The sequence below is a fragment of the Phaeodactylibacter luteus genome (assembly GCF_007993045.1).
Classification (GTDB): domain Bacteria; phylum Bacteroidota; class Bacteroidia; order Chitinophagales; family Saprospiraceae; genus Phaeodactylibacter; species Phaeodactylibacter luteus.
In genome coordinates this window covers 21,954-46,269 of sequence record NZ_VOOR01000001.1, presented here as the reverse complement: position 1 = coordinate 46,269, position 24,316 = coordinate 21,954, and the positions used below count along the sequence as shown (strand labels likewise).

Below are 24,316 nucleotides of genomic sequence, written 5' to 3'. Positions count from 1 at the left end.
ATCAAAATAGCTCCTTGACGTTTTCTGGTGGCCGGCCTAGGACTGCGCGGCCTGCGGCTACCACAATAGGGCGCTCAATGAGTTTGGGGTGTTCCACCATTGCCTCTACCCATTCTTCTTCTGAAAGGTCTTTGCCCTTGTATCTTTCCTTATAAATGGCCTCTGTACGGCGGACGAGCTGACTGGCGGGCATGCCAAGCTTTTTAAGCAGGCCTTTCAGTTCTGCTGCATCAGGCTGATCCTTCAGGTACAGCACGATCTCTGGCTCAATGCCCTGCGCTTCAATGAGCGCAAGCGTTTCCCGGCTTTTGCGGCAGCGCGGGTTGTGGTAAATGGTCATAAATCCTGGTTTTTGCGAGTGGCAAATATAATGATTCCGCAGCGCTCTGAAGGGCTGCCCCCCAAGACCGGTGTAGGGCATTTGTGCTCATCAAATGACACTATTGTAAACGTACCGTGCATGGCGGTGCCCCGAAAGGGGGTATCGGAATGGTTGGCCGTATCGGGGAAGGGGGGCTTGAAAACCGGGCGCAAAGCAATATGCCGCAGTCGTTTAGAGATGCTATGTTATTATCCTGATAAGCCCTTAGCTCAAGCTGAGCGACTAAAAAAAAAGGATAGTATGGAAAGGGGAGATAGCGATTCTCACCCATACTGTAATCATCTCCGGAGGCGAAAACTGAAATACGGCAGGCGTTCATACCCTTCGGGCCCTAGGCTGGCATTGGCCTAGCGCTGCGCAGGGGCGGCAGGCCTGATAAGGCCGAGCGGACAGCGAGCCCCGGAGCATAGCGGCACCTGCCCGTTGGGGCCTTCCTTGTGGCAGGGGCAGACCCCATCCCACGAAGCAGGCAGGGCAGGAAAAAACGGCAATCTGGTTTGTGCCCTAAAAACCCTTGTTGCTGCACAGCGGTAATCCGCTGCTCGACATCGGATGGAGCCTGGGTTATTTGAATTCGATTTTAGCGCCAAGGAAAAGGGTACGTGGCCGCACAGGCCCATAAACATAGCCAGCATCCCGGTCAGCTCCAATATCGAAGTCGTCCTGATAGCTGTTGAACAGGTTCTGTACCCCACCGGAAAGCTCTAGGCAATAATCTTTCCGGATGTCGAAGTGGTAAGCCCCTTTCAGATTGAACTCCACGAAGGCAGGTGTGCGCTCGATGATGGTAAATTCGGTGCCTGGGTCAATGATATGTGGCACATTCATTGGGCCGGTGAAGGTGCCGCTGAGCGATAGGCTGAAGGGCTTTGCCGGTGTCCAGGAAAAAGCCAGAAAACCATAAGCGCCGGGTGTCCGGAGCAACTGATCGGTAGCAGTTAAGCTGTCGCGGTTGGCGTCCGTTAGGGTTTCCGGGCTCCAAAGGGTTTCCTTCTCATCATACTGAGCTAATTGCAGGGTGCCGCCGAGCTGCAGCCCCACCTTCCCGTTAAAGTCTATGCTGCTTTCAAAATTGGCCCCTGCAACGGTCGCCCCGCCTCCATTCCGCTTGGTGATGACCGCCACTCCGCTAGGCAGCTCAGTGGGGTTGCTGCTGACAAAAGGGTTGTCCAGGCGGGTAAAAAAACCATCTGCTATAAAGTTGGCAGCAGTGGTGCCTTGCCGCAGGGTGTAATCTAGAGAAAGGTTGAAGCTGTTGGAGCGCTCCGGCTGCAAATCAGGGGAGAGCCGGGTAAAGAGGGCTGCGCCCCCAACGGTCTCAATGTGCAGGTCTTCGTCAAAGGCTTGAGGTGCGCGGTATCCTTGAGCATAGGACATGCGCAGCTTTAAGCCGGGCTGAAGGAAGTGCAGGATAGAAGCCCGGGGCACAATGACCCCAAGAGACCGGTCGTTGGCCAGCGTTTCTGGCCCCAGGGCGTATTCCCCGTCGATAGCAACCTGATCAAACCGGGCACCGAGTAGCACGGCCCATTTTGGGGCTGGCCGCCATTCCGATTGGGCGTAGAGCCCTAGCGCGCCGGTCTGTTGGGCAATTTCCCTCCCGTACCCCGGCATCTCGTCTTTCACGCGGTTGTGCTGGTATTCTCCTCCGAGGGTGAACAGCCAAGATTTTGAGGGCTCAAAGCCATATTGGACCCCTGTAGCCAGCGAGAAATCGGTAGATTGCCCATAGGCATTGAGCGCGAGCAGATCGCTGGAGGTAAGGGTGTCCCCAGGCCCCAAGATGCGGCCGCCGCCCCCGTAATAGCTGTTTCGGCTTACGCCTGTAGCAGAGGCATACACAGCAGTTTTGTGGCGGAGGTCTGGAGTGAAAAATTCATAAGAGAGGCTGCCGCCAAGAATTTGATGCCCCAGTTGCTCGGCAACGTCTGTCTGATGAGGCTGCAGGTCAAAACCATTGCCGCCCCTGCGGAATTCATTGATGTGGAATAGGCTCGCTTTGACCTTGCTGTATTCTCCGGGGTTGAAATAGGCGTCGAGCCCGAAAGTCGTGTTTTCCAGTTGTGTGATCTCAGAAAAACCATCGCCATTGGCATCCCAATGTTCGCGGCTCCGGTTGAAAGCATAAAAGCTCAGCCCTTTGCTGAGCTGTTCATCTACAATGCTCCCGTTGGCCGAAATGGTTCGGTCCAAGGCTTCCCCGTTGATCAGGGCGAGGTTGGTGCCTGCCTCAAAAGCGTTGAGGATGGGGTCCTTGGTGATGATGTTCACGGTCCCGGCAATAGCATTGCCCCCGTACAGGGCAGAGCCACCGCCCCGGACTACCTCTACGCGTTCTACCATATTGGCAGGTAGCATCTCCAAGCCATAAACACCAGCTAAGGCGGAGAAAACTGGCCGGCTGTTGATAAGGATCTGTGTGTAAGGCCCATCAAGCCCGTTCATGCGCAGTTGGGTAAAGCCACAATTTTGGCAGTTGTTCTCCAATCGCAGCCCAGGCGAAAAATTAAGCCCCTCCGATATGCTGAGCGACTGTGTCTGGGAAAAAATGCGGTCGTCAATCCGGTTGACCATCACCGGTGCTTTATGAGCGGGCACCGCGCTCCTTGTAGCCGAAACGACTATCCCTTCTAAGTTGAGCACATCTTCTCTCAGTTGGAAGTCCAGCTGTTGGGCATCCCCTTGCGCTAGCGATATTTGCCGTTTTTCGGAAAGGTAGCCAACGTAGGTGGCTTCAAGTGAAAAAGCCCCCGCCGGCAGCCCTTCAAGCCGGTAATAGCCTTCTGTATCTGTAGTCGTGCCCTGCCCGGTCTCCGTTATCAACAAGCTTGCCCCCGGCAAAGGGCCATCAGGCCCAAGGATCTGGCCCGATAAGGAAGCCTGGGCAGTGGCCAAAACGGGGAGCATCCCAATTAGAATCAGACAGTAATATCTTTTCATGGCTGCTATTTGAGATTATAAGATGAATCTATACGTAAGTTAAGGTTTTGTTTAAATAAAAGTTTAGTCTAAGCTAAAAAATAAGAAGTTAATAAAAAAGCCTCTGGTGCTTTCGCTCCAGAGGCTTCCCGTAAAATGGTTGAGAGGTAGTTGCTTAGCGCACGGCGCAGCAGCTGTGCTTAGAACAGGACAAAGCGCAGCCCCAGCTGCAGCCCCAGCCCTGAAATGTCTTGGGCGCTGATATTGACCGGGCTGAGGTTGGTGCTTAAATAGGTGTAGTCTTCTCCGGCTGCAAAGCGGTAAGTAAGGCCGGTATACGCCTTGATGCGGCTGCTCAAATTCAGCTCTGCCTGTGCCCCGGCCTCGGCGAAGAAGAAATAGCTTTCGCCAAAAGGGGAGTCTGCATCGCTGCCCCCTTTGAAGTCGGCCTGCATCTCGCCCCCGCCCAAAGAGAGGGGGAAGGCAAAGTGGAGCAGGTTGCCCGGCTTGTGGTAGTAGATGGCCTGTACGCCACCGTAGCGGAGGTCGAGGTACAAATTGTCTGTGGGCTCGGCATCCGGTGTGAACTCATTGAGGGATGCGCTGAATACCCCGCCGATCGCCAGTTTTTCATTAAACAGCGCGCCCGCGCCCAGCTGTACGTTGTGCACTCCCTGGCCGGCAGCGGTAGTATACTGCCAACCTGGGGTGAGGTAGACCTGTATCTTTCCTGAGGCGTTGTTGCTGTTGAAGAGCGTTTGGGTTTCTTGTGCTTGTGCTGAAGACAGCAGGAGGACAGAGAAAAACACGAAAAAAAAGCTTTGCTTCATTGCTTGATAGTTTTACTTTTATGTGTTTTAGAAAGATAGTAGACAACATTCTTTTAGTGTTGGTTCGCAAGGCAAGTAGTTTTTTTAGAAATAGCTTGCCCGTTGGCATTAGGGCTGCCATTGCTCCGGCTGAGGCCTTTTTGGGCGGGCAGCCCTATACGCATGAAAAAATGTTCGTATGTTCACGCTCTAGCGAACATAAAACCTTATGTCTTTGAAACCAGTTCCCTCCAAAATCGGATGGCTATCGGCTGCAGCCTTGGTCGTCGCCAACATGATAGGCACAGGAGTATTTACGAGCTTGGGCTTCCAGGTGGTTGACATCAAGCATACCTGGAGCCTACTGTTGTTGTGGGGCATAGGAGGGCTGGTTGCCCTGACTGGTGCTTTTTCCTATGCGGAGCTGGGCGCACTGTACAAGCGCTCGGGTGGGGAGTATGATTTTCTGACCCGCCTTTACCATCCCCTGGCCGGCTACTTGAGCGGGTGGATTTCGCTCACGGTGGGCTTTGCTGCCCCGGTCGGGCTAGCTGCTATGGCGATGGGCACTTACCTCGAGCCTGCGACGGGGCTCTCGGGGCAATGGGTTGCAATAGGTGCTGTCGTAGCGACCGCTCTGATGCATTCCTGGGACCTCCGGCAGAGCAGCCGCTTCCAGGATATCCTCACCCTGCTCAAGGCCCTGCTTATTTTGGGCATCATTGTTCTAGGCCTGGCTCTGCCTCCCGCTGGGGAGTATCTAGACTTTAGCGAAGGGTGGGGGATAGAGCTAGCGATGCCAGCTTATGCAGTCGCTTTGATCTTTGTGACCTATTCCTATACGGGCTGGAACGCCGCTGCCTATATCGTTGAAGAGATCCGGCAGCCAGCTATCAACCTTCCCAAAGCGCTGGTCCGAGGTACTTTGGCCGTGACTGTACTTTACGTTTTGCTGCAGCTGGTATTCCTCAGGCATACGCCTTTACATCTATTAGAAGGGCAGGTTGATGTGGGCCATATTTATGCTGTGCAGTTGTTGGGCGAAGGCGGGGGGCGTGCTGTCAGCTTGCTGATCGCCTTTTTTCTGTTGTCCAGCATCAGCGCTATGGCCTGGGTCGGGCCAAGGGTCAGTCTGTCTATGGCCCGGGATTACCCCTTTTGGCACTTCCTCCGGCAGCAGAACAGGCAGGGCATTCCTGTGCGGGCAGTCTGGTTTCAGGCAGGCATCAGCCTGGTGCTGATCTTGACGGGGACATTTGAGCAGGTATTGGTTTATTGTGGGTTTATCCTGCAGCTTTCCAGCGCGCTTACCGTATTGGGTAGCTTCCGCATACGGCAAAGGCAGCAAGAGCTCCCTTATCGCAGCCCTTTCCACCCCTTGTTCCCCTTGCTGTTCACTGCTATTAGCCTTTGGATACTGGCCTATGCCTTGGTCAACAACCCACAAGAAAGCCTATTGGGGCTGGGCAACTTATTGTTGGGGTATCTTACCTGGCACTGGGGCAGGCGCCTTCGCTAATTTCTCAATCTCATCAATAAATTTACGCCGCAGATGAATTACACTTTTAGCTTTTTTCTGGCCGCTTCGCTCGCCCTTGGGGCTGCAGCTTGCGCCAACCCGTCAGAATCCGGACAATCGGCAACTATGGAAAAACAAGAAGACAGCCACGGCCACGGCGGGCAACAGCACAAGCATGGCCATCAGCACAGCCACGGAGAAGCCAATGCGTACATGAACCAGTCTGATTTTGAAGAGCTGGCGCAGCGCTTTGAGTCCGCAGAACGGGACGAGTACCAACAACCGGACAAAGTGTTGGCTTACCTGGGTGATGTGGCTGGGCTCTCGATCATGGACATTGGTGCAGGCACAGGGTATTTCAGCTTCCGCCTGGCCAATGCTGGCGCAAAGGTCATAGCCGCAGATGTGGACGACCGCTTCCAGGAGTACATCCGCCAAAAGCGGGATAGCCTGGGCATTGGCGAGGACCGCCTGGCATTGCGAAAACTGCCTTACGACAGCCCGGAGTTATCGCCCGGAGAGGTTGATCGGGTTATCACCGTGAATACCTATCACCATTTCGAAGACCGGCCAGCATATTTTGCCAAAGTCTTGGCAGGGCTCAAGCCAGGTGGGGCGCTCTACGTCATCGATTTCTTTAAAGAGGAAACACCCGTCGGCCCTCCTTTGGAGATGAAGATCAGCGCGGAAAAGGTGGTAGCTGAGCTCAAAGCAGCGGGGTTTGCGAAAGTGGAGGTGGAAAGCTCCCTCTTGCCATATCAGTATATTGTGAAAGCTGCAACAGAATAAAGGGGCAGGGTGCCAGGGAATGCCCGGCACCCTGCTGTGCTAAAAGATTTGGCCTACAAACTGCGCTGCCAGTCTCCATCGGGCAGCAGTACATTCACTTCGCCCGTCTCGGGGTCGAGCACCCGCAGGTGCACCCATTGATTGAAAAACAGCTTTTGCAGCACTTCCTGCCGCTCGATGATGCTTTGCACCCGGCCCAAAGGAGCTTGTACGAAAGCCGTAAGGCGGAGCGGTTTGTGGTAGAGGGTGTCGTCATTTTTCATGACCGATTGCCAGGGTAGCCCGTGCATGAGGTCACTGCTGTTGCCCTGCATGATGCCAACTTTGCTGACCACGTTGTGCGTAGCTTTGTTGCCACTGCCGAATGCGGTATTGTCTGTTGTAGAGAAGAAATACTGGCTATTGATCCATTGCGCGACCACAAGGGGGGCGGTGAGGATGCCCTCGAGTACTTTCCCTTCCCTGTCCTCTTGCCAATCGTAAGAGTGCAGAAAGCAGCGCCCGTCCAAGTCAAGCCCGGAGGTCAGCGAACGGGGGGCGGCCACAAAGCCCGCATTCCCGGCAAGCCCCCATTCGGGCCGTACCTCCGACCAGTCGGCACGCTTCTTCATCAGTTGGGCAATACCTTCTGCGCCCAGCTTGGGCGCCCGTGCAGCCAAGTTGAGCTCTTGTGCCGCTTGTAAGGCTTTTTGGAGCTTTTGCACAGATGCTTCCTGATTTGCGGTCAGCTCGGGCAGCGCGATCAGCCGGACTGCGTCGGTGGTCGTATTATGCTGCCCGGCCAGGAAAATAGTTTCGTCAGGGATGATAATATTTTCCTCCTTCAGTATTTTCCGGACCGAAAAATCATTTAAGATAGAAGCCATAGCTGCTGCATTGGGCCCCCCGTGGCTGCCGCCGCATGCCCCACAATCAAGGGCTGCCGCATAAGGGTTGTTTTCTGTCTCGCTCCCATGGCCGCAAAGAAGGACCACCGGCGCAAAGTTCCGAGTAAGGCCCATTGTACGGAGCGCCCCTGCCGCATATGCTGCCTGCTGCTCGAGAGGTATACCTCCAGCCTGGCCGGCGCGCACATCCGGGACCCAATCCAGTTCAGGGCGGAACCACTGCCGGCCGCTATTGCGCAAGCGGGCGAGCGCATGAGGGAATAGGGTGCGCCCAAGTGTGAGCAGGGCAGCGGGCAGCCCCAAAGCTTCTGCTGCTGCGAAAGGCGTAGCCAAGTTGTACTTCAGTGCTTTGTAAGCCTTGCGCAGGTCCTGAAGCAGTTGCGTGCCATCGCGGTAGGGCTGTTCCTGATGCGCGCAGCCGGCGGCCGGTACTTGTTGCAGTTGGTGGGCGGGCTCGAGCAGTACCGGCAGCGATTTGACGGTTTTCCCCACAGGGGTTTCGTACGCAATGGGTAGCCCAAAGAAGCCAGCAAACCCGAGGGTTTCGCTATGGCTTACGGCCTCCAGTGCTTTTCGGAAAGGCTCCGAGCGGACATCAATGCAGAAAATAGCTTGGAAGTCGGCCTGTTCCGTTTTTGGTGCCGTACGCTGCCGGGCAAGCTTTGAGGTGACGTCTGCCTGGAATTGGCTTTCCCATTGTACTAGCCAGTTGATGCGGAGCTCGTCGTAAGCCCGGGCAAGGCAGTCTAGCAGGGTAGCCCAATCCTCGGCGGGGATATTGCCGATAATGCCGGTCCGCTTCAGCGCCCAGCTATGGAGCGCTTCATAGGCTGGGGGTGCTGTTGATGTGGCTGAGCTACTTTTTTGGGCAAGCATGAGGCGTACGGCCAGGTAGTCTTCGAGATAAATGGGGGCAGCCTGTTGTGGGGCGTAATCTTTCTGGCTGCTCCTCCATTTGATATAGGCTGCCCAGCCGGGGAGTGCCAAGAGGTGGTTCCGCAAGTAAGCCTGTTGTTGGCTCTGTGGCACCTCGAGCCTGCCGAGCAGTTCTGCGATAGCTTCAGTGGGGCTGTCGGGCAGGTTTGCCGTAAGCTTTCTCCCTTCCTTCAGGCTGCGCAGCAGAGACTTCACCGTCAGGTAAAAGCCTTTTTCCCTTCCGGGCATTGGCCAGGAGGTCTGCCCTTCGTCCAGGAATGCAGGCAGCCAAGTGAGGAGGTCCTGATTGACCCCTATGGCTGCACCTTCTGTGCGGCATAGCAGTTTCAGCCGGCTAAGGGCGTTGGCGAGCAATCCCGGCCTTACTTGGGCTACCTGGCGCTCGTCGAGCTCCGTAGCCATTTTTTCGGTCAGCTCTGCTATGCTCACCCTGTGCCCGGCGATGTCTATTTCATCCGGGAGCGCCTGAACGGCTTTGGGGGCGTCAGGGGCAATGCCCGACTGACGGAGCTGCCATATGGGGGGCAGGCAATATCCTTTAAAGTAGCTCCGGCCGAGCCGTGCTGCTTCTTCAAAAGGAAGGTGCTCAAGGCCTTGTAGTGGGTTGCAGGCCACAGCACGGTCAAGGGGCCAGGTGGGGGCGATGAGCTGGTAGAGCTGTTGGAGCTCTTGTTCAAGTGTTGCGGCTGAGGTCCTGCTCTTTTCGCGGACCAAGGTATTGGAAAGCGTCATGGCTTTATATTTGATGGTTTGGCACTGCCATAGCAGCGGCTGCCCTTCTTTGCGGGCACTGATCATGGCAGGCGGTAAATTGAAAATGGCACAGCGGGGCTATCAAGGCCGGTATTGGCTTCTATACAGTGTTTTTGAGGCTGCATCCGGTTGGCTATAGATTAGCGCGCGTGCATAGAGCCAATGCCTGGCCTGGGTGGCGCCCGGCAGTTGCTCCCGGAACAAGGATAAAGCCCAGCCAAGGAGGAGTGCCAGGCCGATTGCCCAGTAGACAGGAGACATGGCCGGGGCCTCTATTGCAGGGAAGCTGGCTTTCGCTAAACTGACGGAGGCCCCGTAAGCCAGTGCGCCGCCAAGCGTGAGGCCAAGCGCGAGCAGTGCTCTTTTTAGGGAGGGCTTGGTTTGCCAAATGGCCATAGCCATGTGGGCAGAAGTGATGCCGCAGCAAAGCCAAAGCAGTGCATAAGTGGTGTGGCTCATGCCCCAGGTCTGGGTAGCGGTGATGAAAACCCCGGTGGCCAGCGTACCGCAAGCCAGGCCGAAGAGGAACACCAAGGGCGATTTGGGCCCCTTTAGTGCTAGTGCTGCGTTGGGCGCCGCTTTGATGGCCGAGCCAGCGCTGAGGAAAAGGGAGGCTTTGAAGAAACCGTGCCACACCATGTGGGCGAGCGCAGCAGGGTAGAGCCCCAGCCCGCATTGTAGCACCATAAAGCCCATTTGGCCCATCGTAGAGCAAGTCAGCGTCCGTTTGACGTCAGTCTGCACCAGCATCCAGAAGGTCCCTAGCAAAGCTGTGCCCAGCCCGAGGGCGATGAGCAGGGGGGCAGTCCAAGAAAATTGGGCAGTGAGCGGCAGGGTTTTAAATAAGATGACTGCCCCCCCGTTTACCAGGCCGGCGTGCATGAAAGCAGAGACGGGAGTGGGGGCATTGGCAGAGGCGATCAGCCAGCGGTGGAAGGGCCAGATCGCAGATTGTGCAAGGGCAGCTGCTACCAACAGCCCAGCGATAATAGGTGAGGTGGCCGTAAAGGGCACTGATTGGCCGAGGGCTTCCAGGGAAAAATGGCCGTAGGCTTGCCAGGTGAGCAGGCTGGCCAGGACAAACAGTGCGCTGCCTGCCCCGGTGTAGGAAAGTGCCATCCAGGCACTTTGCTCTGCTGCTTTCCACTTCTGATTGAGAGACATGAGGCGGGCCAGGAGGATATTGGAGAGCAGTAAGCCGCCGCCCATGAGCAAAAGGTGGTCGGCTGTGGCATAAACCAGCAGGCACAGCGTAAGGCTATTGAGCAGTTGGAACGCCCGTCGCTGATGCCGCCAGCCATCAAAATGCCGCAGCGAATAGCCTTGCACCATCAGGCTCACCAGCCCGATAACAAATGCCATAAAATGAGTGTGGGGGTAAAAGCCCACCCCATAAGCGGCTTGGCCGTTGGCAGGCAGCAGTACCCCCGCTAATGAGGGGAGCAGCCCGAGTGCAGTCAGCACCACAGCCAACCGCTCTGCCTTTTTTGCCGGAGTGGAGCAAAGGGCTGTCGCTAGTGCAGTGAGTCCAATGGAAATGAGGAGCATAGTTATTTCTTTTTTATTCCGGGGGCGAAGGTAGGGCAGGTTTGGATATTAAGGAAATTAAAAGATTTGATTGCTTGTATAAGGAAAACTAATAGTTTAGTTTTGTATGAATTCAATATTGACGTTATGGGGCCGCAAATCAGTTATTTAGACCTGCCCTTGTTGCGCACTTACATCACGGTAGTGGATCAGCAGGGGTTTAGCTTGGCAGCCAATGAGTTGCACCGGACACAATCGGCTATCAGCCAGCAGATTAAGAAGCTGGAGCAACTAGTAGGGCAACCATTGCTGCGGCGGTCGGGCAGGGAGATTGTGATGACCGAAGCCGGGGAGCTGGTCTACCGGTATGGCTGGAAAATGCTACAGGTAGAGCAGCAGTTGAGGGAGGAGCTGTTCAGCGAAGAAATTACCGGGCGGGTCAGGCTGGGGATACCGGAAGATCTGGCCACGCACTATCTTTTGCCCATTCTGGCCCGCTTCAGGGATCAGTTCCCCCGCATTCAGCTGGCTGTAGAGTGCGACCTCACCGAGCGGCTTTATGACAACTTCAAAGCCAATGAGTACGAGCTGGTGATCCTCAAGCATGAACAGCTCAATGTTTCATACCCCAACCGCATCGTCAAAACTTGGTTCGACCCTTTGGTGTGGGTAGGCCGCGATGCAGAGACCTGCGCCAAATGGCAAGCCTCAGATCACATCCCCATTATTGTGTCGCCGGAGCCTTGCGTATACCGCCGGCAGGTCATTCACCGGTTGGGTGCAGCCCAATTGGCCCCCGAGCTGGCATACGTTAGCGAAAGCTACAACAGCAAAATACTGGCCGTGCGTGCCGGGCTGGGGCTTGCTGCCCTTCCCAAAAGCTTAGTCCCGGCTGATTGCGTCATCGTGGAAAAAGGGCTGCCAGAACTGTCGCCTACACAAATTTCGCTTTTCCATTCAGAGATACAGGCCAAGGTCGCCCAGTTCCTCCGGGACCGCATCGTAGAGAGTTTTGATGCGCAGCTGGCCGTCTGATAGGTGTTCTAAAAAATGGCTATTATGAAAAAACCTAAGCATATCCTGCCAGTGATTGTGCTGGCACAGTTTGCGGGCACCTCGCTTTGGTTTGCGGGCAATGCCATATTGGAAAGCCTGCAAAGCAGTTTTGGGCTCCCTGAGTCAGCACTAAGCGGGCTTACCTCTGCAGTGCAGCTTGGCTTCATAGCCGGCACGCTGCTCTATGCTGCTCTATTGCTGGCCGACCGGTTCTCGCCTTCGCAGGTGTTCCTGGCCTCTGCGGTATTGGGCGCAGGCTGCAATATAGCAGTGGGCACCGTAGCTTCAACCTACGAAGGCATGCTGGCAGCCCGTTTCCTCACGGGCTTCTTCCTGGCAGGCATTTATCCGGTAGGCATGAAGATCGCCGCAGATTGGTATGAGGGAGGGCTCGGTAAAGCCTTGGGGTATCTCGTTGGGGCGCTGGTCTTGGGCACCGCCTTCCCCCATTTTCTGAGCTATACCTCAGCGGGTATCGGCTGGCAGCCGGTATTGCTGGCCACCTCAGGCCTGGCTGTTGCAGGGGGGCTCAGCATTTGGTGGCTGGTGCCCGATGGGCCCTTCCGCAAACCGGCCCGGTCTTTTAGGCCAGGAGCAATTATTGCTGCCTTCAGGCAGCCGGGGGTGCGCTCGGCTGCACTAGGGTATTTTGGGCATATGTGGGAGCTGTACGCCTTCTGGGCCTTCCTCCCCGTAGTGCTCAAGTACCGTTTCCATTCCTGGAGCGCTGCAGAGCTCTCCCTGAGCGCTTTTCTGTTGATCGGGGCGGGCAGCGCCGGTTGTATATGGGGCGGCTACCAAGCTTTGCGCAGCGGCAGTGCTGTCGTTGCCAGAGGCATGCTTTTGGCATCCGGCCTACTTTGCCTGCTGTCTCCGCTATTGTTTCTGCTGCCTGCGGGGCTGAGCTTGCTGTTCTTGGCGGCCTGGGGCTTTTCAGTGGTAGGGGACTCCCCACAATGCTCTGCTCTGGTCGCTAAGCATACCCCTGCAGAAAGCCGGGGCAGTGTGCTCACTTTAGTCAACTGCATCGGTTTTGCAGTCACTATCGGCAGTTTGCAATTATTGGGGGCGCTGGCTCAATGGGGAGATACTGCTTACTTGATGCTGCCATTGGCGGCAGGGCCGGTTATCGGGCTTTGGGGGCTAAGAGCGTGTTAGGAGTTTGGTCTTCTAGTCGAGCACTAGCAATTTTTTGATTAGCCGAGGCCCGAAAACCCTTCCCGCTTTTTATGCACAAAAGCGGTAAGGATTTTCGGGGCGAAGGATGAGCGGAAAAGTGTCCCGCTGTCTAGCGGGACAGACCGATTATTAAAGTCCCAACATCTCTAAGCGGGGGCTGCAAAAATCGGCTGCCAGAAATCGTTCTGGCAGCCGGATCAGTTGACCGCGTAAGCCGGTCAATTTGTCCTGCAGCCTGAGCTGCAGCAGAGAGACAATAATTTGGTGTGTGTTGTTGGCTCTTGCGCGTTAGTGAGCCCAATTTATATTAGTATGCGAATAATTAGTTTCCAAAATTATGAAAAAGCAGGAGATTTCCAGCCTAAAGCCTCGATATGTCATTTGGAAGGCGGTAAAAAACTAAAATTGTACAGGTGCGGCTGCAACATGTCGGCCGCTAAGGGAAGGGCGCCCATGATTCTTTGGGGCCTGCCCCTGCCTGATGGCAGGTGCCGCTATGCTTCGGGGCTCGCTCTTCGCTCGGCCCTATCGGGCTCTTACACCCCTCCGCAGCGCTAGGCCGGCCCTATGGTAACGCCAATAGTGCGAGTGCCTTAAGCCATAAATCTCTGATACTTAAGTTGAAGTTATTTTCCGGCTAATCAAGGCTAAGGTTCGCGACTTTAGCCCGAGCTAAAGGAGCGGTTCTTTAACGAAGAGTAGGCGGAAAAGAACGAAACTTGGGGTGGCAAGGATTTATGGCTTGAGGCACTAGGCTTTGCCCTACGGGCATCCGTCTGCACGGCTGCACCAAGTCCAGCCGCCTGTACAGGGGCAGAACGGCTAGGGCATGGGCGCTGCCGTTCCAGCGCATTGGCCGGGCATAGCCCTTAATCCAAGTAGAGGACGAGCCCTTTCAGGTATTCCCCTTCGGGATGGAAGATGCCTACGGGGTGGTCTGCCGGTTGGGAAAGGTGATGCAGGATGCGTGCATTCCGCCCAGCCTCGTGGGCGGCTGCGACGATGGTGTTCGTAAACAGGGCACGGTCTACCACTTGTGAGCAGGAGAAGGTGAACAGCAAGCCTCCCGGTTTGATTTTGGTCATGGCCAGTGCGTTAAGCCGTTTGTAGCCCTGTACAGCGTTGTGGCGCTTTTTTAGGTTTTTGGCGAAAGCCGGAGGGTCAACGACCATGATGTCGTAGGCCTCTTCACAATTTTTCAGGAAGCCCATAACGTCGGCTGTATGCGCCTGATGCTGCTGCGGGGGGAACCCGCCGAGGGCCACGTTGCGCGCAGTCAGCTCCATAGCTGTTTTGGAGACATCCACAGATACTACCTGCTCTGCTCCAGCTTGTAGGGCGTACATAGAAAAACCGCCAGTATAGCAGAAGGTGTTCAGCACTTTTTTGCCCTTAGCGTAATGTGCCAGCAGCTGCCGGTTTTCTCTTTGGTCAAGGAAGAAGCCGGTTTTCTGCCCGCTTTCCCAATCTACGAAGAAGCGGTGGCCGTACTCCATCACCTCAGCAGGGCCTGAGGAGCCGTATATGTAGCCATTAGTAGCTTGAGCTGCATATTGAGCAGGCAGGGATTCCGCGCTCTTGTCGTAAATGGCAGTAAGGCTGTCGCCCAAGATGTGCTGCAAGGCGGCCGAAATGTGCTGCAAGTTGCGGTGCATGCCTATGGAATGGCACTGCACAACCGCTACACTGCCATAGATATCGACGATCAGCCCGGGCAGCCCATCGCCTTCTGCATGTACAAGGCGGTAAGCGTCTAGGTCTTTTCTCCCAGTCAGCCCAATGCATTGCCTGCAGGCATAGGCTTGCTGGATTTTTTGTGCCCAAAATGTAGGTCCAGCCTCCCCTGCTTCAAAGTCGATCACCCTGATCATGATACTGCCTTGGGTGAAGTGGCCTATGCCTAGGAAAGCTCCGCTTTCGCCCTCAAGCTGCACGGTGTCTCCATCTTGCAGGCCTTCCGGCAATTGTTTGACCGCCCCGCTGAATACCCAGGGATGGCGCCGCTGCAGGGCTATTTCCTTTTTGCGTCTGATGATAATGGTCTTCATAGCGCAAAAGTAGGCAAAAGGGGCCGATCTGTTACTGCCGCCTAAGGAGTATTCCAAAGGCGAGTGGGGCAGCCCGCTGCGCACAGCCGCCTTCTGTCTGGTAAAGGAGCAAGGGGGCAGTGGCGCTTGCTTCAATTCCAATGGCTATATGTTGGGACAGAGGCCTGAAAATGGCGGTATGCAGCCCGAACGCCCAGCCTCCGCTTTTCATGCCTGCACCTGTTATCCGCTCCATCTGGCCATTGGGGCCTAGGTAGCTCCCTTCCCGTTGTGCCCACCAAGAGTACCCTGCGCTTACGCCAAGTGAAAAGGCTAGCCCTTCACTTTCCCAGGTTTTCCCAACCCCCAGGCTCAAGTCGGCCCTGCTGTACCGGTTGTACAGGGCATAAAAGGTAGTCTTGACTGTGCGCAGCTCTTCATTCAGGAGGTTGATGGACCTGCTGTATGTTCGGTGCTCGCCGGAGAAACGGCTGTGGTGTACCGAATACCGGGCAGTAGCAGCCAGATGAAAACCTTTGCCAAGGTTGCGCTGGTATCGTGTGCTGAGGTAGAAACCGGGGCGGGCATTTTCTTTTCCTGCGGGGCTGCAAGCGGGGCGGTAGGCATGCACTTGGCTGTTGAGCCCTCCAGAAAGGGCAAATGCATTGCGGGGCTGGAAAAGAAGGGCGGCTTTTTCGGTGCTGGCCAGCAGGCGTGGCGGCTGGCCGATATCAAGAGGGGCAGATGGGCGGGTTGGCAAAAGGCGGGGCGGGTTGGCACCTCTAGGTTGGAGCGGCGTTTGCTTTGCCGATGGTAGGCGTTGGGGGCGATGCATTTGACCTGGCAGCACGTCGACGGGGCTCAAGCCTGCAGTTCCCGCCTGTGGCCTTGGCCCGGCCCCTGGTTCAGGAGCAGCAGGTTGCTGCACGGCTTCGGTAGCAGGAATAGCGGGCACGAAAGGAGTACCTGGCCTTGTCCGGGCGGTATTGGGCTTCAGAGGCAGGCTGCTGATGGGGGGCTGTAGTGTTGGCATCGCGTTTTGGTGGCTGCCGCTGTCAGCAATAGGGCCAGAAGAATGGAGCTCCGATGTGTACAAGCCTCCCCAAAATAGGGCCATAGCTGCAGCGCCAATCCACCACCAAATGGCAGCTTGGCGCCTGCGCGGCCGCTCTATGCGCTGCCACAAGCCTTGCCGGTCGAATCTGGCAGGCGGCTGTTGATCTAATCTTTCTTGCCAATTCTTCATCGCTATTTTGTATTTATGCTTTCGAGTGCCCTGATGCCCTGGCGCAGCTTCTTCTTCGCCCGTGAAAGATAGACCCGGCAGGAATTGGCATTGATATCTAGCATGCCGGCAATTTCCTCATGGGAGTACCCCTCGATTTCGTATAGGTTGAAAATGGCCCGCTGCTCTACAGGCAGTTGGGCAATCAGCTGCAGGATCTCTTCTGTGCCAAGCTCATCAAAGGGTAAAGGCTCCGTAGTGCCCAAGCTTGGCGGGAGCTCAGGCATGGCGGGTTCCCATTTGCGCTCCTTTTTGACAACATCAATGGCAGTGTTGACGCAGATGCGCTTGAGCCAGGTTTTTAGGCTGCCCTTTTCTCCATCGAACTGCCTGATAGCGGCAAATGCTTTTGAGAAAGCAATTTGCAGGATGTCTTCTGCCTGGTCGTTTCTGAAACAATACCGATAAACGGTATGGTAAAGGAGGTCAACGTACCGATCGTAAAGTTGCCGCTGTGCCCGCGGGTCGTTGCGGGCACAGGCGGCTGCCAAGTCTTGGTCAGTAGCGTATGTTGGTCTTTTTTTCAAAAGGGCTAGCTTATAGGCCGTCCAAGTTGCCAGATTCAGCGGCCCATGTCCAGTTGAACACGGTTACGTCGGCTTGCGGACTGCCTCCCGGGCTGCACCCTGCTGGTATAGGGGCGCTGTTGTTGAAGAGGCTAGAGAATTCAGCAGGGGCGATATCGAAGGTGATATCCTCAAAAGTAGCTCCAGGCCCGATCTCATGGTTGGTGACGGTCTGCCCTTGGGCGAACGGCCCGATAAAGTGGAGGCTGCTGAGTTCGCACCCGGTATCCTCATCTACATCTATGAGGTATTGCTGTGCGGTCCTGCCATTGCCGTTCATCACGATGGTGCCATTTTGGATGCGGTGGCTGCCCGGCAAACTGCCTTCAGGCCCATCAAGCTCCAGCGCACTGCTGCCGGGGGTGAGCACTACGAAGTTGCCGAGGGTGCCGCTCCAGCCCTGATCGGTATCAATGCCGTCATCTTCTGCGTTCCAGGCCACTATATCGGACAGGGTTACGGTACCACCAAACAAGGCAATGGCATCGTCTTTTGCACCCACAATTTCTATGTGCTCGATCGAAGTCTCGCGGCCTATACCTGCAAGCACTAAACCTTGTACATCATACCCCAGCCCAAGGGATACCCCGGCGTGCCGGATAGACAAGTGGCTTAGCCTGCCCGAGGAGTCGTCCGGGTTGAGCCCACCGTACTGGCTGAACAACTCCGGGATGAGTAAAGAGGAGATCTTGGCTTCGTTGACGTCTTGCCCAAACTCATTCACAGCGGAGACCGGTGCCCGGCCCATCAGTATTACGCCACCCCATAACCCGTGCTCATCGGGAGAGAGGTTGGGGCTGCCATATTGCCCAGAGGCGATAGCCTGTGGCGTCACCTCATCTGCCAGGCTGGTGAAGACAATCGGCAGATTGGGCGTGCCTTCTGCTATTATTTGCGCCCCTTGGGCAATGACCAAGGCGGATGCGTTGGCCCCTTCTCCCGGCGCGCCCTTGATTACGGTGCCGGGCTCAATGGTAAGGCTGGCCCCTTCTTCCACTATGACCAGCCCGTTGAGGACGTAAGTGTTCCCGCCTTCCCAAGTCATACTCTCATTGATGGCCCCTTGTACATTGACCAGGCCGCTGCCATTGTTTGGCTCACAGGCCATGATGGCCCCCAGGTCGTAAGCGGCCCCTTGCTCATCGATTAAGATGGACCGGGGCTCACTTTGGGTATTGGCCTCGTAGTTGGTGAGCTGCACTTCAAGTAAGCCCTGGCCAGCTGAAAGGAACCGGAAATTTCCTTCTTGGTTAGCCAGTGTATAGCCTGTAGTGTTGTTCATGGTATAGGCTGTCATAAGGCTTGGGGCGGGGCTGCCATCGCAATCTGTGCCCTGGCCGGCAACAAGGGCGAGCGTGCCCCATCCAACAGGGAGGTCTCCGAGTTCTGTATCGCTGTCGATGCTCCCCAGGGCAGTTGGTGGCAGCAGGCTGCCTTCCCAGTACAGGCCGACAGCGAGCGGGAGGCCCGCTGGCGCCCAAGTACAGAGCTGCCCGCTGCCGTCTGTCCAGCCAGAAGCGTAAAATTCGTCCTGCTCCGGAGAGGAGATGCGGTAATTGAAGTAGGGCAGGGGCAAACCATTTTGGCCTACCAGCCGCAAACAGAGGTTTGCAGGGGTGTACAGTTGTGCACTGGCCCACCATGAAAAGTGCCCGACCTCTGCTTCGAGGTACCCATTGCGCATTTGAGCAGCCCCTTCTTCTACCCATCGGCCAGTAGCCTCGTCCATGCTCAGTAGGGGCGCCCCCGCTGCGCCAGAAGGGTAACTATCAGGGATGGGGAACTGCAGGGTTGCAGTAGTGCCTTCGCCCGGCTGAAGCTCTTGCCCGTCAGCGCTGAGCAAGGTGATGGCGTAAATGCCATAAGGGGCAATTGTATAGGCTTTGCCGTCCTGGCCCACGGCCGAAAGATTGCCGGGCGCGGCCTCTGCTGTTGCAGGGCTAGAAGGCGGGTAGTACCGGCTTTGTACCTTCACTTCCTCAGTGTAAGGGCTCCCGTCCGGGCCAACAAGGGAATAGGGCAGGCGGAGCTGCCCGCCACCATCTAGCCCGGCCAATGCTCCGGCAGCGGCAGTGGATTCTGCCCGGAATCGGGCCATCCGGAATTGTAGGTAGGCCGCCTGGTTGTCTGAGCCGGCTAGGGTTTTGACCTGTGGCAGATAGCCGTTGGCTGTTAAGGTGACGGGCAGCCCTCCCGATGGGATGTCCGTTCCAGGGATAACAATCACCTCTTGTTCGCCGGCTTCCCAAGACTGCCCCGCAAGGTTTTCCTGGAGCATAGCGCCGGCAACCAAGGCACCCTCCTCATCAATGGCTTGAATAAAGAATTGAGCGTTTTCGGCCCCACTGACGATTGTAGTCTGTGTCTCTTCCCAGATTTGGTCTTGTTTGGTGCATTGCCAAGATAGCAGCACCGAGAACAAAAGCACGAGCTTTGAGCATCGCATAGCAATAGTGTTTAGCGTGTTAAGAAAGACGCCACGATCATGGTTTCGCTATACTATACTGTTGCCCTGCTGAATGTGATACAGGGGGTGTTATTTTTCTTTGGCCGGCTGCCATCGCCTGACCATTTCCCAGCATACTACCCCTACACAGACGGCTATGTTGAGGGAATGTTTAGTCCCAAATTGAGGCACTTCGAGACAGCCATCTACAATGGCCATGGCCTCATCGCTCACGCCATGCACCTCATTCCCGAACACAAGGGCATACCGCTGCCCAGTCTCCCGCTTAAAGTCTTGCAGCCAGGTACTGCCTTCGGCTTGTTCAACCGCCAAGACGATGACCCCTTCCTCCTGCAGCTCCCTGATGGCGTCAACCGTTTCTTTGGCATATGACCAGCTAACGGACTCGGTAGCTCCTATAGCGGTCTTTAGGATTTCCCGGTGTGGCGGCTGCGCACTGATGCCACAGAGCCAGATGTGCTCCAGGGCAAAGGCGTCTGCGGTCCGGAAAGCAGAGCCCACATTCAGGCCAGAGCGTATATTGTCCAAAATAAGGGTGACAGGGGCTTTGGGCTGTGCTTTGAAGGCCTCGATATCGGGGCGCTGCAGTTCCTGAAGTTTGAGCTTTCGCAAAATGAGGGTGGTTTGTTCAGCGTTTGGCCCGGTAGAGCCGTGCAGACACGCCTCCCCTGTGGGCTTCAAAAATGACTTCCCATCCTTTGGCGAGCACGGCCCGTTCTTGGCCGGAGAAGTCGTTCATGATATTGGAGTAGTAAATGTACGACTGCACGGCTAGATTTTTAGCGGCAAAGCCCTGCTTTTCACCATTTAGGCTCCTGTAATGGAAGGGGCCGATCTCAGGGAAAGCAGTGCCCACGTCCTCCGGCGCAATCCCCTGTTGCTCAATAAAGGCAATGACATCCTTGCGCAGCTGATAGTGTGGCCAATGGGCCAGGCTGCTGTCCCAGCCTTGTGCAATCCGTTCTGGGTAAACCCAAAAGTGCCCAGCCGCCGGGCCGATCAGGGAGAGCCCAGCAAGCAGATACCGCCAGGCTGCTGTCCATTTGGAATGATAAAGGAGCCCGAGCATAAGAAACTGTGCCCCAACCATGACCGGCAATAAATAGCGGTGCTGGTGCAAGCCCTGATAGAGGAGGAAAGCTGGCGCAAAAAGTGCAAGGGCGAATAAAGTAATGCGTGCGGTAAGCGCTATAGGCCCCTGCCGGATACACCTTCGGCATTTAGCGAAAGCGGCTATCCCCGCCAGCCAGGCGAAAACAAGGCCAAAATCGGATAGGCGCCAGCCCAAGATGAAGGCATGTTTCAGCCAGTCCCAGCCCCTTGCCCCTTCAAAGCTTGGTGCCCAAGGAGAGCTGCTGTGGTAGCCTATCCAGCCTTTGGCCAGGTAATGGCTGACAAGGAAAACCAGTGCCAGCAGCCCTGCCGGTACATACGGTAGGGCTTTTCGGGCAAAGATACGGATTGGGGGAAGGGGCCAAGACAGGGCGCCTGCCAAGTAAAGGGCGGCCACGGCCATCATGCCCCTTGTGCTGATGCTGGCTAAGATCAGCGCTCCCATCATTTGGGCCCAGTTGTTTCGGCTGAATAAGCCATAGGCTGCCAGAAGGAAACCTGCCGTGAGCACGGTATCAGGGCTGATCAGCAGCATTTGGCTGGCCAGCACAGGGTTGGCAGCAAGGGCCCAAGGGAACAGCCAAGCCCAGCCCGGAGCAATGTACCGCCCAATGGCATAGCCCAGCCACAGTATGCCGAGCACGAAAGGCAGCATCGCCCAGTGGCTGACGGCTAAGCTCTGCCCAAAAAACGCCCAGCAGGCAGCCAGGTATAGCCCAAACCCAGGGGGGTGGCCGCTGTCCATCTCATCGGGCAGCAGCCAGGTAGCAAAGCCAGTACGGTAGAAAAAATCTGCATGCTTGGCGCCCAACTGCACGGTGTCCCAGAAAAATGGGTGGCTGGAGGCCAGCCAGGTAGCCACAACCGCCACGAGGGCAGCGCCCCCTAATGATATGCGCGCGCTGAAGTGCTGCAAAGGCTTAGCTTTCTGCCGGCTGGTACTTGCGCTCCAAGCTGGCTTTAACAAAGGCCACAAACAGTGGGTGGGGGGCTTCCACGGTACTCTTCAGCTCCGGGTGGAATTGTACGCCTACAAACCAGGGATGGTCCTTGATTTCAACGATCTCGACCAGGTCGTTCTCCGGGTTGATCCCCGAAGCGATCATCCCCGCTTTTTCCATAGCCTCCCGGTACTGATTGTTGAATTCGTAACGGTGGCGGTGGCGCTCGCTGATCTTTAGGGAGCCATAGGCGGCACTAGCTTTGCTGCGCCGGCGCAGCTCACAGGTATAAGCGCCCAGGCGCATCGTACCCCCTTTCTTGGTGATTTTCTTCTGGTCGGCCATCAGGTCGATCATAGCGTGGGGGGTATGGGTATCGACTTCTGTGGAGGAGGCCCCCTCCAGCCCCATAACGTGGCGGGCAAATTCTACCACTGCGCACTGCATGCCCAGGCAGATGCCGAAGAAGGGGACCTGGTTTTCCCGCACATAGCGGATTGCATTGATCTTGCCCTCAATACCGCGCTCACCGAAACCAGGTGCCACTAAGATGCCGTCGTAGTCCTGCAGCCGTGCGGCAACCTCCTCTGCTGTCCCTTCCAGCTGCTCGGAATGTATAGGGGTGACGTGCACCTTGCATTCGTTGACCGCTCCGGCATGGACAAAAGATTCGTAAATGGACTTGTAGGCGTCCTGAAGTTCGTTGTACTTGCCCACCAGCCCGATGTTGAGGCTGTAAGAGGGGTTTTTGAGCTTGCCCAGGAAGCCTTTCCACGCCTTGAGGTCGGGCTCTCGCCTGTCCTTCAGGCGAAGGCGGGTGATGACCACGGTATCCAGCTTTTCCCGGAGCATAAGCAGGGGGACATCATAAATGCTTTCTGCATCGATCGCCTCAATGACCGAGCCAACGTCTACATTGCAAAACAGCGCCAGCTTGCGGCGTATATCCATACTGATGGGGTGCTCCGTACGGCAGACCAGGATGTCGGGCTGTATGCCAGCATTGAGCAGCTCTTTGACGGAGTGCTGTGTGGGCTTGGTTTTTAGTTCCTGCGCCGCCTTGAGGTAGGGGATAAGCGTAAGGTGGATGACCATGCAGTTGTCGGTGCCCAGCTCCCAGCGCAGCTGCCGTAGGGCTTCCAGGTAGGGCAGCGACTCAATGTCGCCTACGGTCCCGCCCAGCTCAGTGATCACGATGTCGAACTCATTATTGGTGCCCAATAGCTGCACCCGCCGCTTGATCTCATCTGTGATATGAGGAATGACCTGCACCGTTTTGCCCAAGTAGTCGCCAGAGCGCTCTTTCTGAATGACCGTCTGATAAATACGCCCAGTGGTCACGTTGTTCGCCTGCGAGGTAGGCGTATTAAGGAAACGCTCGTAATGGCCCAGGTCCAGGTCTGTCTCCGCCCCGTCGTCTGTCACATAACACTCCCCGTGCTCGTATGGGTTGAGCGTGCCAGGGTCCACGTTGATGTAGGGGTCAAATTTTTGGATGGTCACCGAGAAGCCCCGCGCTTGCAGTAGCTTGGCCAGAGAGGCTGAAATAATACCTTTTCCGAGGGAGGACGTCACCCCGCCCGTAACAAAGATGTACTTGGTCATGAAGCTTGCTTTAGATAGGCCGGTATGAGCAGGTGCAAGGTCGCCCTGCAGTTGCTCAGCCGCGGTCGTTTTGTTACGGGGTACAAAGGTAAGGAATCTGTTCAACGCTATTCCTAATTATCGGCAAGTAAAGCACAAAATGAATAAAAAAGGGGGGAGGGCGCCAATCAGATTGCCGTTTTTAGGGGCCTGCCCCTGCTTGGCAGCAGGTGCCGCTATGCTGCGGGGCTCGCTATCCGCTCGGCCCTATCGGGCTTGCCACCCCTGCGCAGCGCTAGGCCGATGCCATCATGGTGCGATATTTTGGGCTGCCCTCAAGCCGGCCGGCCAAGTGCTTGCTTACGTCCCTGAAAGGGCTTAACTTCCCTTCCAACCAACCTATCCTAAAATGTCTGACTGGAAAGCAAAAATGGAGGCCCGCCTAAAAGAGTGGCAGGCAGATTTTGAAGAGCTGCAGGTGCAGCTGAACCTTGGCAAAAAAGAAGCCGCCGACCAATTTGAAGTACAGAAAAAGCGCATGGCACAGTGGCTGGAGGAACAGCGCTCCGAGGCTAAAGAGGAGCTCTCAGAAGCCCGGTCAGAGCTGCAGGAAGCCTACGCCGAGCTGCTGGACAAGCTGAAGAAATCCTCGAAGGCGGCAGAGGGCAACCTCAAGGAGCAACAAGCCATGTTCGCATCCGCTATGGGCAATCTGCAAGCTAAAGCCCGAAAGGCTCAGGAAGAAGGCGGTGCGCAGGCCCGCGAAGCTGCAGACACTGCCCAAGACCACCTTTCCCGTTTCCAGGCCAAGATGGCTGTATTGGCCATGCACGCCAGAGATGAAGCTAAAGAGGATTACGAGGAGGCCAAAGAAGAAGCCCGCGAGGCTTTGGAAAAATTCAAAAAGAAATCTGCCGAATGGCAAGCTGAAGCCGAAGAGGAGTGGAAAGAGTTCCGTGCTGATTTCGACAAAACTATCGGGAAGTGGAAGGACTACTTCAATAAGTAAGGCACAATCGCCCCGGCAGCAAGCAGGCTGCCGGGGCAGTTTATAGCCTAATCCGGCATTGGCCCGCCCATGCGCACTGTGTCATAGTCGGTTATGTTAAAGTATTCCAGCACTTGCGGCAGTTTCTCTTCCCGCACCACCAGCATCAGCCGCCCGTGGCCGTGGCCAGAGTGGTACCAATCCACTACTGCGCTGACCGCAGGTTCAAGCCCTTCCCCTTTGAGCTCCAGCTTCCCGATTTCGTCTACCACTACCCAATCGAACCTCCCCTGGCTGTCTTCGAGCAGGGTCTTTCGTGCATCAGCAAAGGTTTCCGCCCGGAAGTTGAACTTGCAAATGCTGACGACTCCCTCTGCAGGGGCTTTGGCGAGCGCCTCTTCTGATAGCTGGAAAGCTTGCAGGCTTCGGTCTCGCAGTTTCAACAGGTGCCTTTGCCCGTCCAAGTCGGGGGCGAGGATGCCGCCGAGGTTGGCTCTGCCCCGGGCCCATTCCATGAGCACTTCGGTCTTGCCGGTTTTCACAGGTGCGGTAAAGATGACGACTTTATTTTGCATGTCTGCTGATGTTG

Annotated in this window: 18 protein-coding genes; 5 read left to right on the top strand and 13 right to left on the bottom strand. The window is 56.1% G+C overall.

Annotated elements, in window-relative coordinates; translation table 11 throughout:
* Position 1: 1 nt before the first annotated feature.
* The 3 genes from arsC to FRY97_RS00140 all read right to left on the bottom strand — a co-directional run bounded on the left by arsC (position 2) and on the right by FRY97_RS00140 (position 4,131).
* Entirely contained in the window at positions 2–340 is a 339-nt protein-coding gene (gene arsC, locus FRY97_RS00150) for an arsenate reductase (glutaredoxin) (protein ID WP_147165377.1), read from the bottom strand.
* Between the two features lie 606 nt (positions 341–946).
* Positions 947–3,322, bottom strand: coding sequence for a TonB-dependent receptor (locus FRY97_RS00145; protein ID WP_147165376.1), 2,376 nt, complete (start codon positions 3,320–3,322; stop codon positions 947–949).
* A gap of 179 nt (positions 3,323–3,501) precedes the next feature.
* A complete protein-coding gene (locus FRY97_RS00140) occupies positions 3,502–4,131 on the bottom strand; it encodes a hypothetical protein (protein ID WP_147165374.1) in 630 nt (209 codons plus the stop codon).
* Positions 4,132–4,345: 214 nt separating this feature from the next.
* On the opposite strand from FRY97_RS00140, the gene FRY97_RS00135 reads away from it, so the two are divergent.
* Both FRY97_RS00135 and FRY97_RS00130 read left to right on the top strand, forming a co-directional pair.
* Positions 4,346–5,629, top strand: coding sequence for an APC family permease (locus FRY97_RS00135; RefSeq protein ID WP_246141489.1), 1,284 nt, complete (start codon positions 4,346–4,348; stop codon positions 5,627–5,629).
* A gap of 126 nt (positions 5,630–5,755) precedes the next feature.
* Positions 5,756–6,418, top strand: a complete 663-nt coding sequence (locus FRY97_RS00130) for a class I SAM-dependent methyltransferase (RefSeq protein ID WP_246141487.1) — start codon at positions 5,756–5,758, stop codon at positions 6,416–6,418.
* A gap of 53 nt (positions 6,419–6,471) precedes the next feature.
* On the opposite strand, the gene FRY97_RS00125 is transcribed toward FRY97_RS00130, so the two are convergent.
* Both FRY97_RS00125 and FRY97_RS00120 read right to left on the bottom strand, forming a co-directional pair.
* Positions 6,472–9,039 (bottom strand): DUF2309 domain-containing protein, encoded by a 2,568-nt coding sequence (locus tag FRY97_RS00125; protein WP_147165369.1) that lies wholly within the window; start codon positions 9,037–9,039, stop codon positions 6,472–6,474.
* Positions 9,040–9,075: 36 nt separating this feature from the next.
* Positions 9,076–10,542, bottom strand: a complete 1,467-nt coding sequence (locus tag FRY97_RS00120; RefSeq protein WP_147165367.1) for a proton-conducting transporter transmembrane domain-containing protein — start codon at positions 10,540–10,542, stop codon at positions 9,076–9,078.
* Positions 10,543–10,644: 102 nt separating this feature from the next.
* Between FRY97_RS00120 and FRY97_RS00115 the strand changes: the two genes are divergently transcribed.
* Both FRY97_RS00115 and FRY97_RS00110 read left to right on the top strand, forming a co-directional pair.
* Positions 10,645–11,556, top strand: coding sequence for a LysR family transcriptional regulator (locus FRY97_RS00115; RefSeq protein WP_147165366.1), 912 nt, complete (start codon positions 10,645–10,647; stop codon positions 11,554–11,556).
* Between the two features lie 24 nt (positions 11,557–11,580).
* The gene (locus FRY97_RS00110) at positions 11,581–12,735 is read left to right on the top strand and encodes an MFS transporter (RefSeq protein ID WP_147165364.1); all 1,155 of its coding nucleotides are present in this window, start codon (positions 11,581–11,583) and stop codon (positions 12,733–12,735) included.
* Between the two features lie 890 nt (positions 12,736–13,625).
* Here the strand turns inward: FRY97_RS00110 and FRY97_RS00105 are convergent.
* From FRY97_RS00105 to FRY97_RS00075, 7 genes are all read right to left on the bottom strand, one after another.
* Complete coding sequence (locus tag FRY97_RS00105) at positions 13,626–14,804, bottom strand: class I SAM-dependent rRNA methyltransferase (protein WP_147165362.1); 1,179 nt, start codon at positions 14,802–14,804, stop codon at positions 13,626–13,628.
* A gap of 31 nt (positions 14,805–14,835) precedes the next feature.
* Complete coding sequence (locus tag FRY97_RS00100) at positions 14,836–15,543, bottom strand: hypothetical protein (RefSeq protein WP_147165360.1); 708 nt, start codon at positions 15,541–15,543, stop codon at positions 14,836–14,838.
* Between the two features lie 488 nt (positions 15,544–16,031).
* On the bottom strand, positions 16,032–16,595 hold the full coding sequence (locus FRY97_RS00095) for an RNA polymerase sigma factor (RefSeq protein ID WP_170254424.1): 564 nt from the start codon (positions 16,593–16,595) through the stop codon (positions 16,032–16,034).
* A 10-nt stretch (positions 16,596–16,605) separates the two neighbouring features.
* Positions 16,606–19,080, bottom strand: coding sequence for a hypothetical protein (locus FRY97_RS00090; protein ID WP_147165357.1), 2,475 nt, complete (start codon positions 19,078–19,080; stop codon positions 16,606–16,608).
* A 90-nt stretch (positions 19,081–19,170) separates the two neighbouring features.
* Positions 19,171–19,713, bottom strand: coding sequence for an RNA methyltransferase (locus FRY97_RS00085; RefSeq protein WP_147165356.1), 543 nt, complete (start codon positions 19,711–19,713; stop codon positions 19,171–19,173).
* 16 nt (positions 19,714–19,729) lie between these two features.
* Entirely contained in the window at positions 19,730–21,130 is a 1,401-nt protein-coding gene (locus FRY97_RS00080; RefSeq protein WP_147165355.1) for a hypothetical protein, read from the bottom strand.
* Between the two features lie 4 nt (positions 21,131–21,134).
* Positions 21,135–22,760, bottom strand: a complete 1,626-nt coding sequence (locus FRY97_RS00075; protein ID WP_147165353.1) for a CTP synthase — start codon at positions 22,758–22,760, stop codon at positions 21,135–21,137.
* 388 nt (positions 22,761–23,148) lie between these two features.
* On the opposite strand from FRY97_RS00075, the gene FRY97_RS00070 reads away from it, so the two are divergent.
* Complete coding sequence (locus FRY97_RS00070) at positions 23,149–23,748, top strand: hypothetical protein (RefSeq protein ID WP_147165352.1); 600 nt, start codon at positions 23,149–23,151, stop codon at positions 23,746–23,748.
* A 47-nt stretch (positions 23,749–23,795) separates the two neighbouring features.
* Here the strand turns inward: FRY97_RS00070 and FRY97_RS00065 are convergent, their stop codons facing one another.
* Positions 23,796–24,302, bottom strand: coding sequence for a nucleoside-triphosphatase (locus FRY97_RS00065; protein WP_147165350.1), 507 nt, complete (start codon positions 24,300–24,302; stop codon positions 23,796–23,798).
* Positions 24,303–24,316 lie beyond the last annotated feature (14 nt).

Excerpts from the sequence above, each read along its gene's own strand:
- arsC (WP_147165377.1), bottom strand. The coding sequence starts at position 340 with ATGACCATTTACCACAACCCGCGCTGCCGCAAAAGCCGGGAAACGCTT.
- FRY97_RS00145 (WP_147165376.1), bottom strand. The coding sequence starts at position 3,322 with ATGAAAAGATATTACTGTCTGATTCTAATTGGGATGCTCCCCGTTTTG.
- FRY97_RS00140 (WP_147165374.1), bottom strand. The coding sequence starts at position 4,131 with ATGAAGCAAAGCTTTTTTTTCGTGTTTTTCTCTGTCCTCCTGCTGTCT.
- FRY97_RS00130 (WP_246141487.1), top strand. The coding sequence starts at position 5,756 with ATGGAAAAACAAGAAGACAGCCACGGCCACGGCGGGCAACAGCACAAG.
- FRY97_RS00125 (WP_147165369.1), bottom strand. The coding sequence starts at position 9,039 with ATGATCAGTGCCCGCAAAGAAGGGCAGCCGCTGCTATGGCAGTGCCAA.
- FRY97_RS00120 (WP_147165367.1), bottom strand. The coding sequence starts at position 10,542 with ATGCTCCTCATTTCCATTGGACTCACTGCACTAGCGACAGCCCTTTGC.
- FRY97_RS00110 (WP_147165364.1), top strand. The coding sequence starts at position 11,581 with ATGAAAAAACCTAAGCATATCCTGCCAGTGATTGTGCTGGCACAGTTT.
- FRY97_RS00105 (WP_147165362.1), bottom strand. The coding sequence starts at position 14,804 with ATGAAGACCATTATCATCAGACGCAAAAAGGAAATAGCCCTGCAGCGG.
- FRY97_RS00090 (WP_147165357.1), bottom strand. The coding sequence starts at position 19,080 with ATGCGATGCTCAAAGCTCGTGCTTTTGTTCTCGGTGCTGCTATCTTGG.
- FRY97_RS00075 (WP_147165353.1), bottom strand. The coding sequence starts at position 22,760 with ATGACCAAGTACATCTTTGTTACGGGCGGGGTGACGTCCTCCCTCGGA.
- FRY97_RS00070 (WP_147165352.1), top strand. The coding sequence starts at position 23,149 with ATGTCTGACTGGAAAGCAAAAATGGAGGCCCGCCTAAAAGAGTGGCAG.
- FRY97_RS00065 (WP_147165350.1), bottom strand. The coding sequence starts at position 24,302 with ATGCAAAATAAAGTCGTCATCTTTACCGCACCTGTGAAAACCGGCAAG.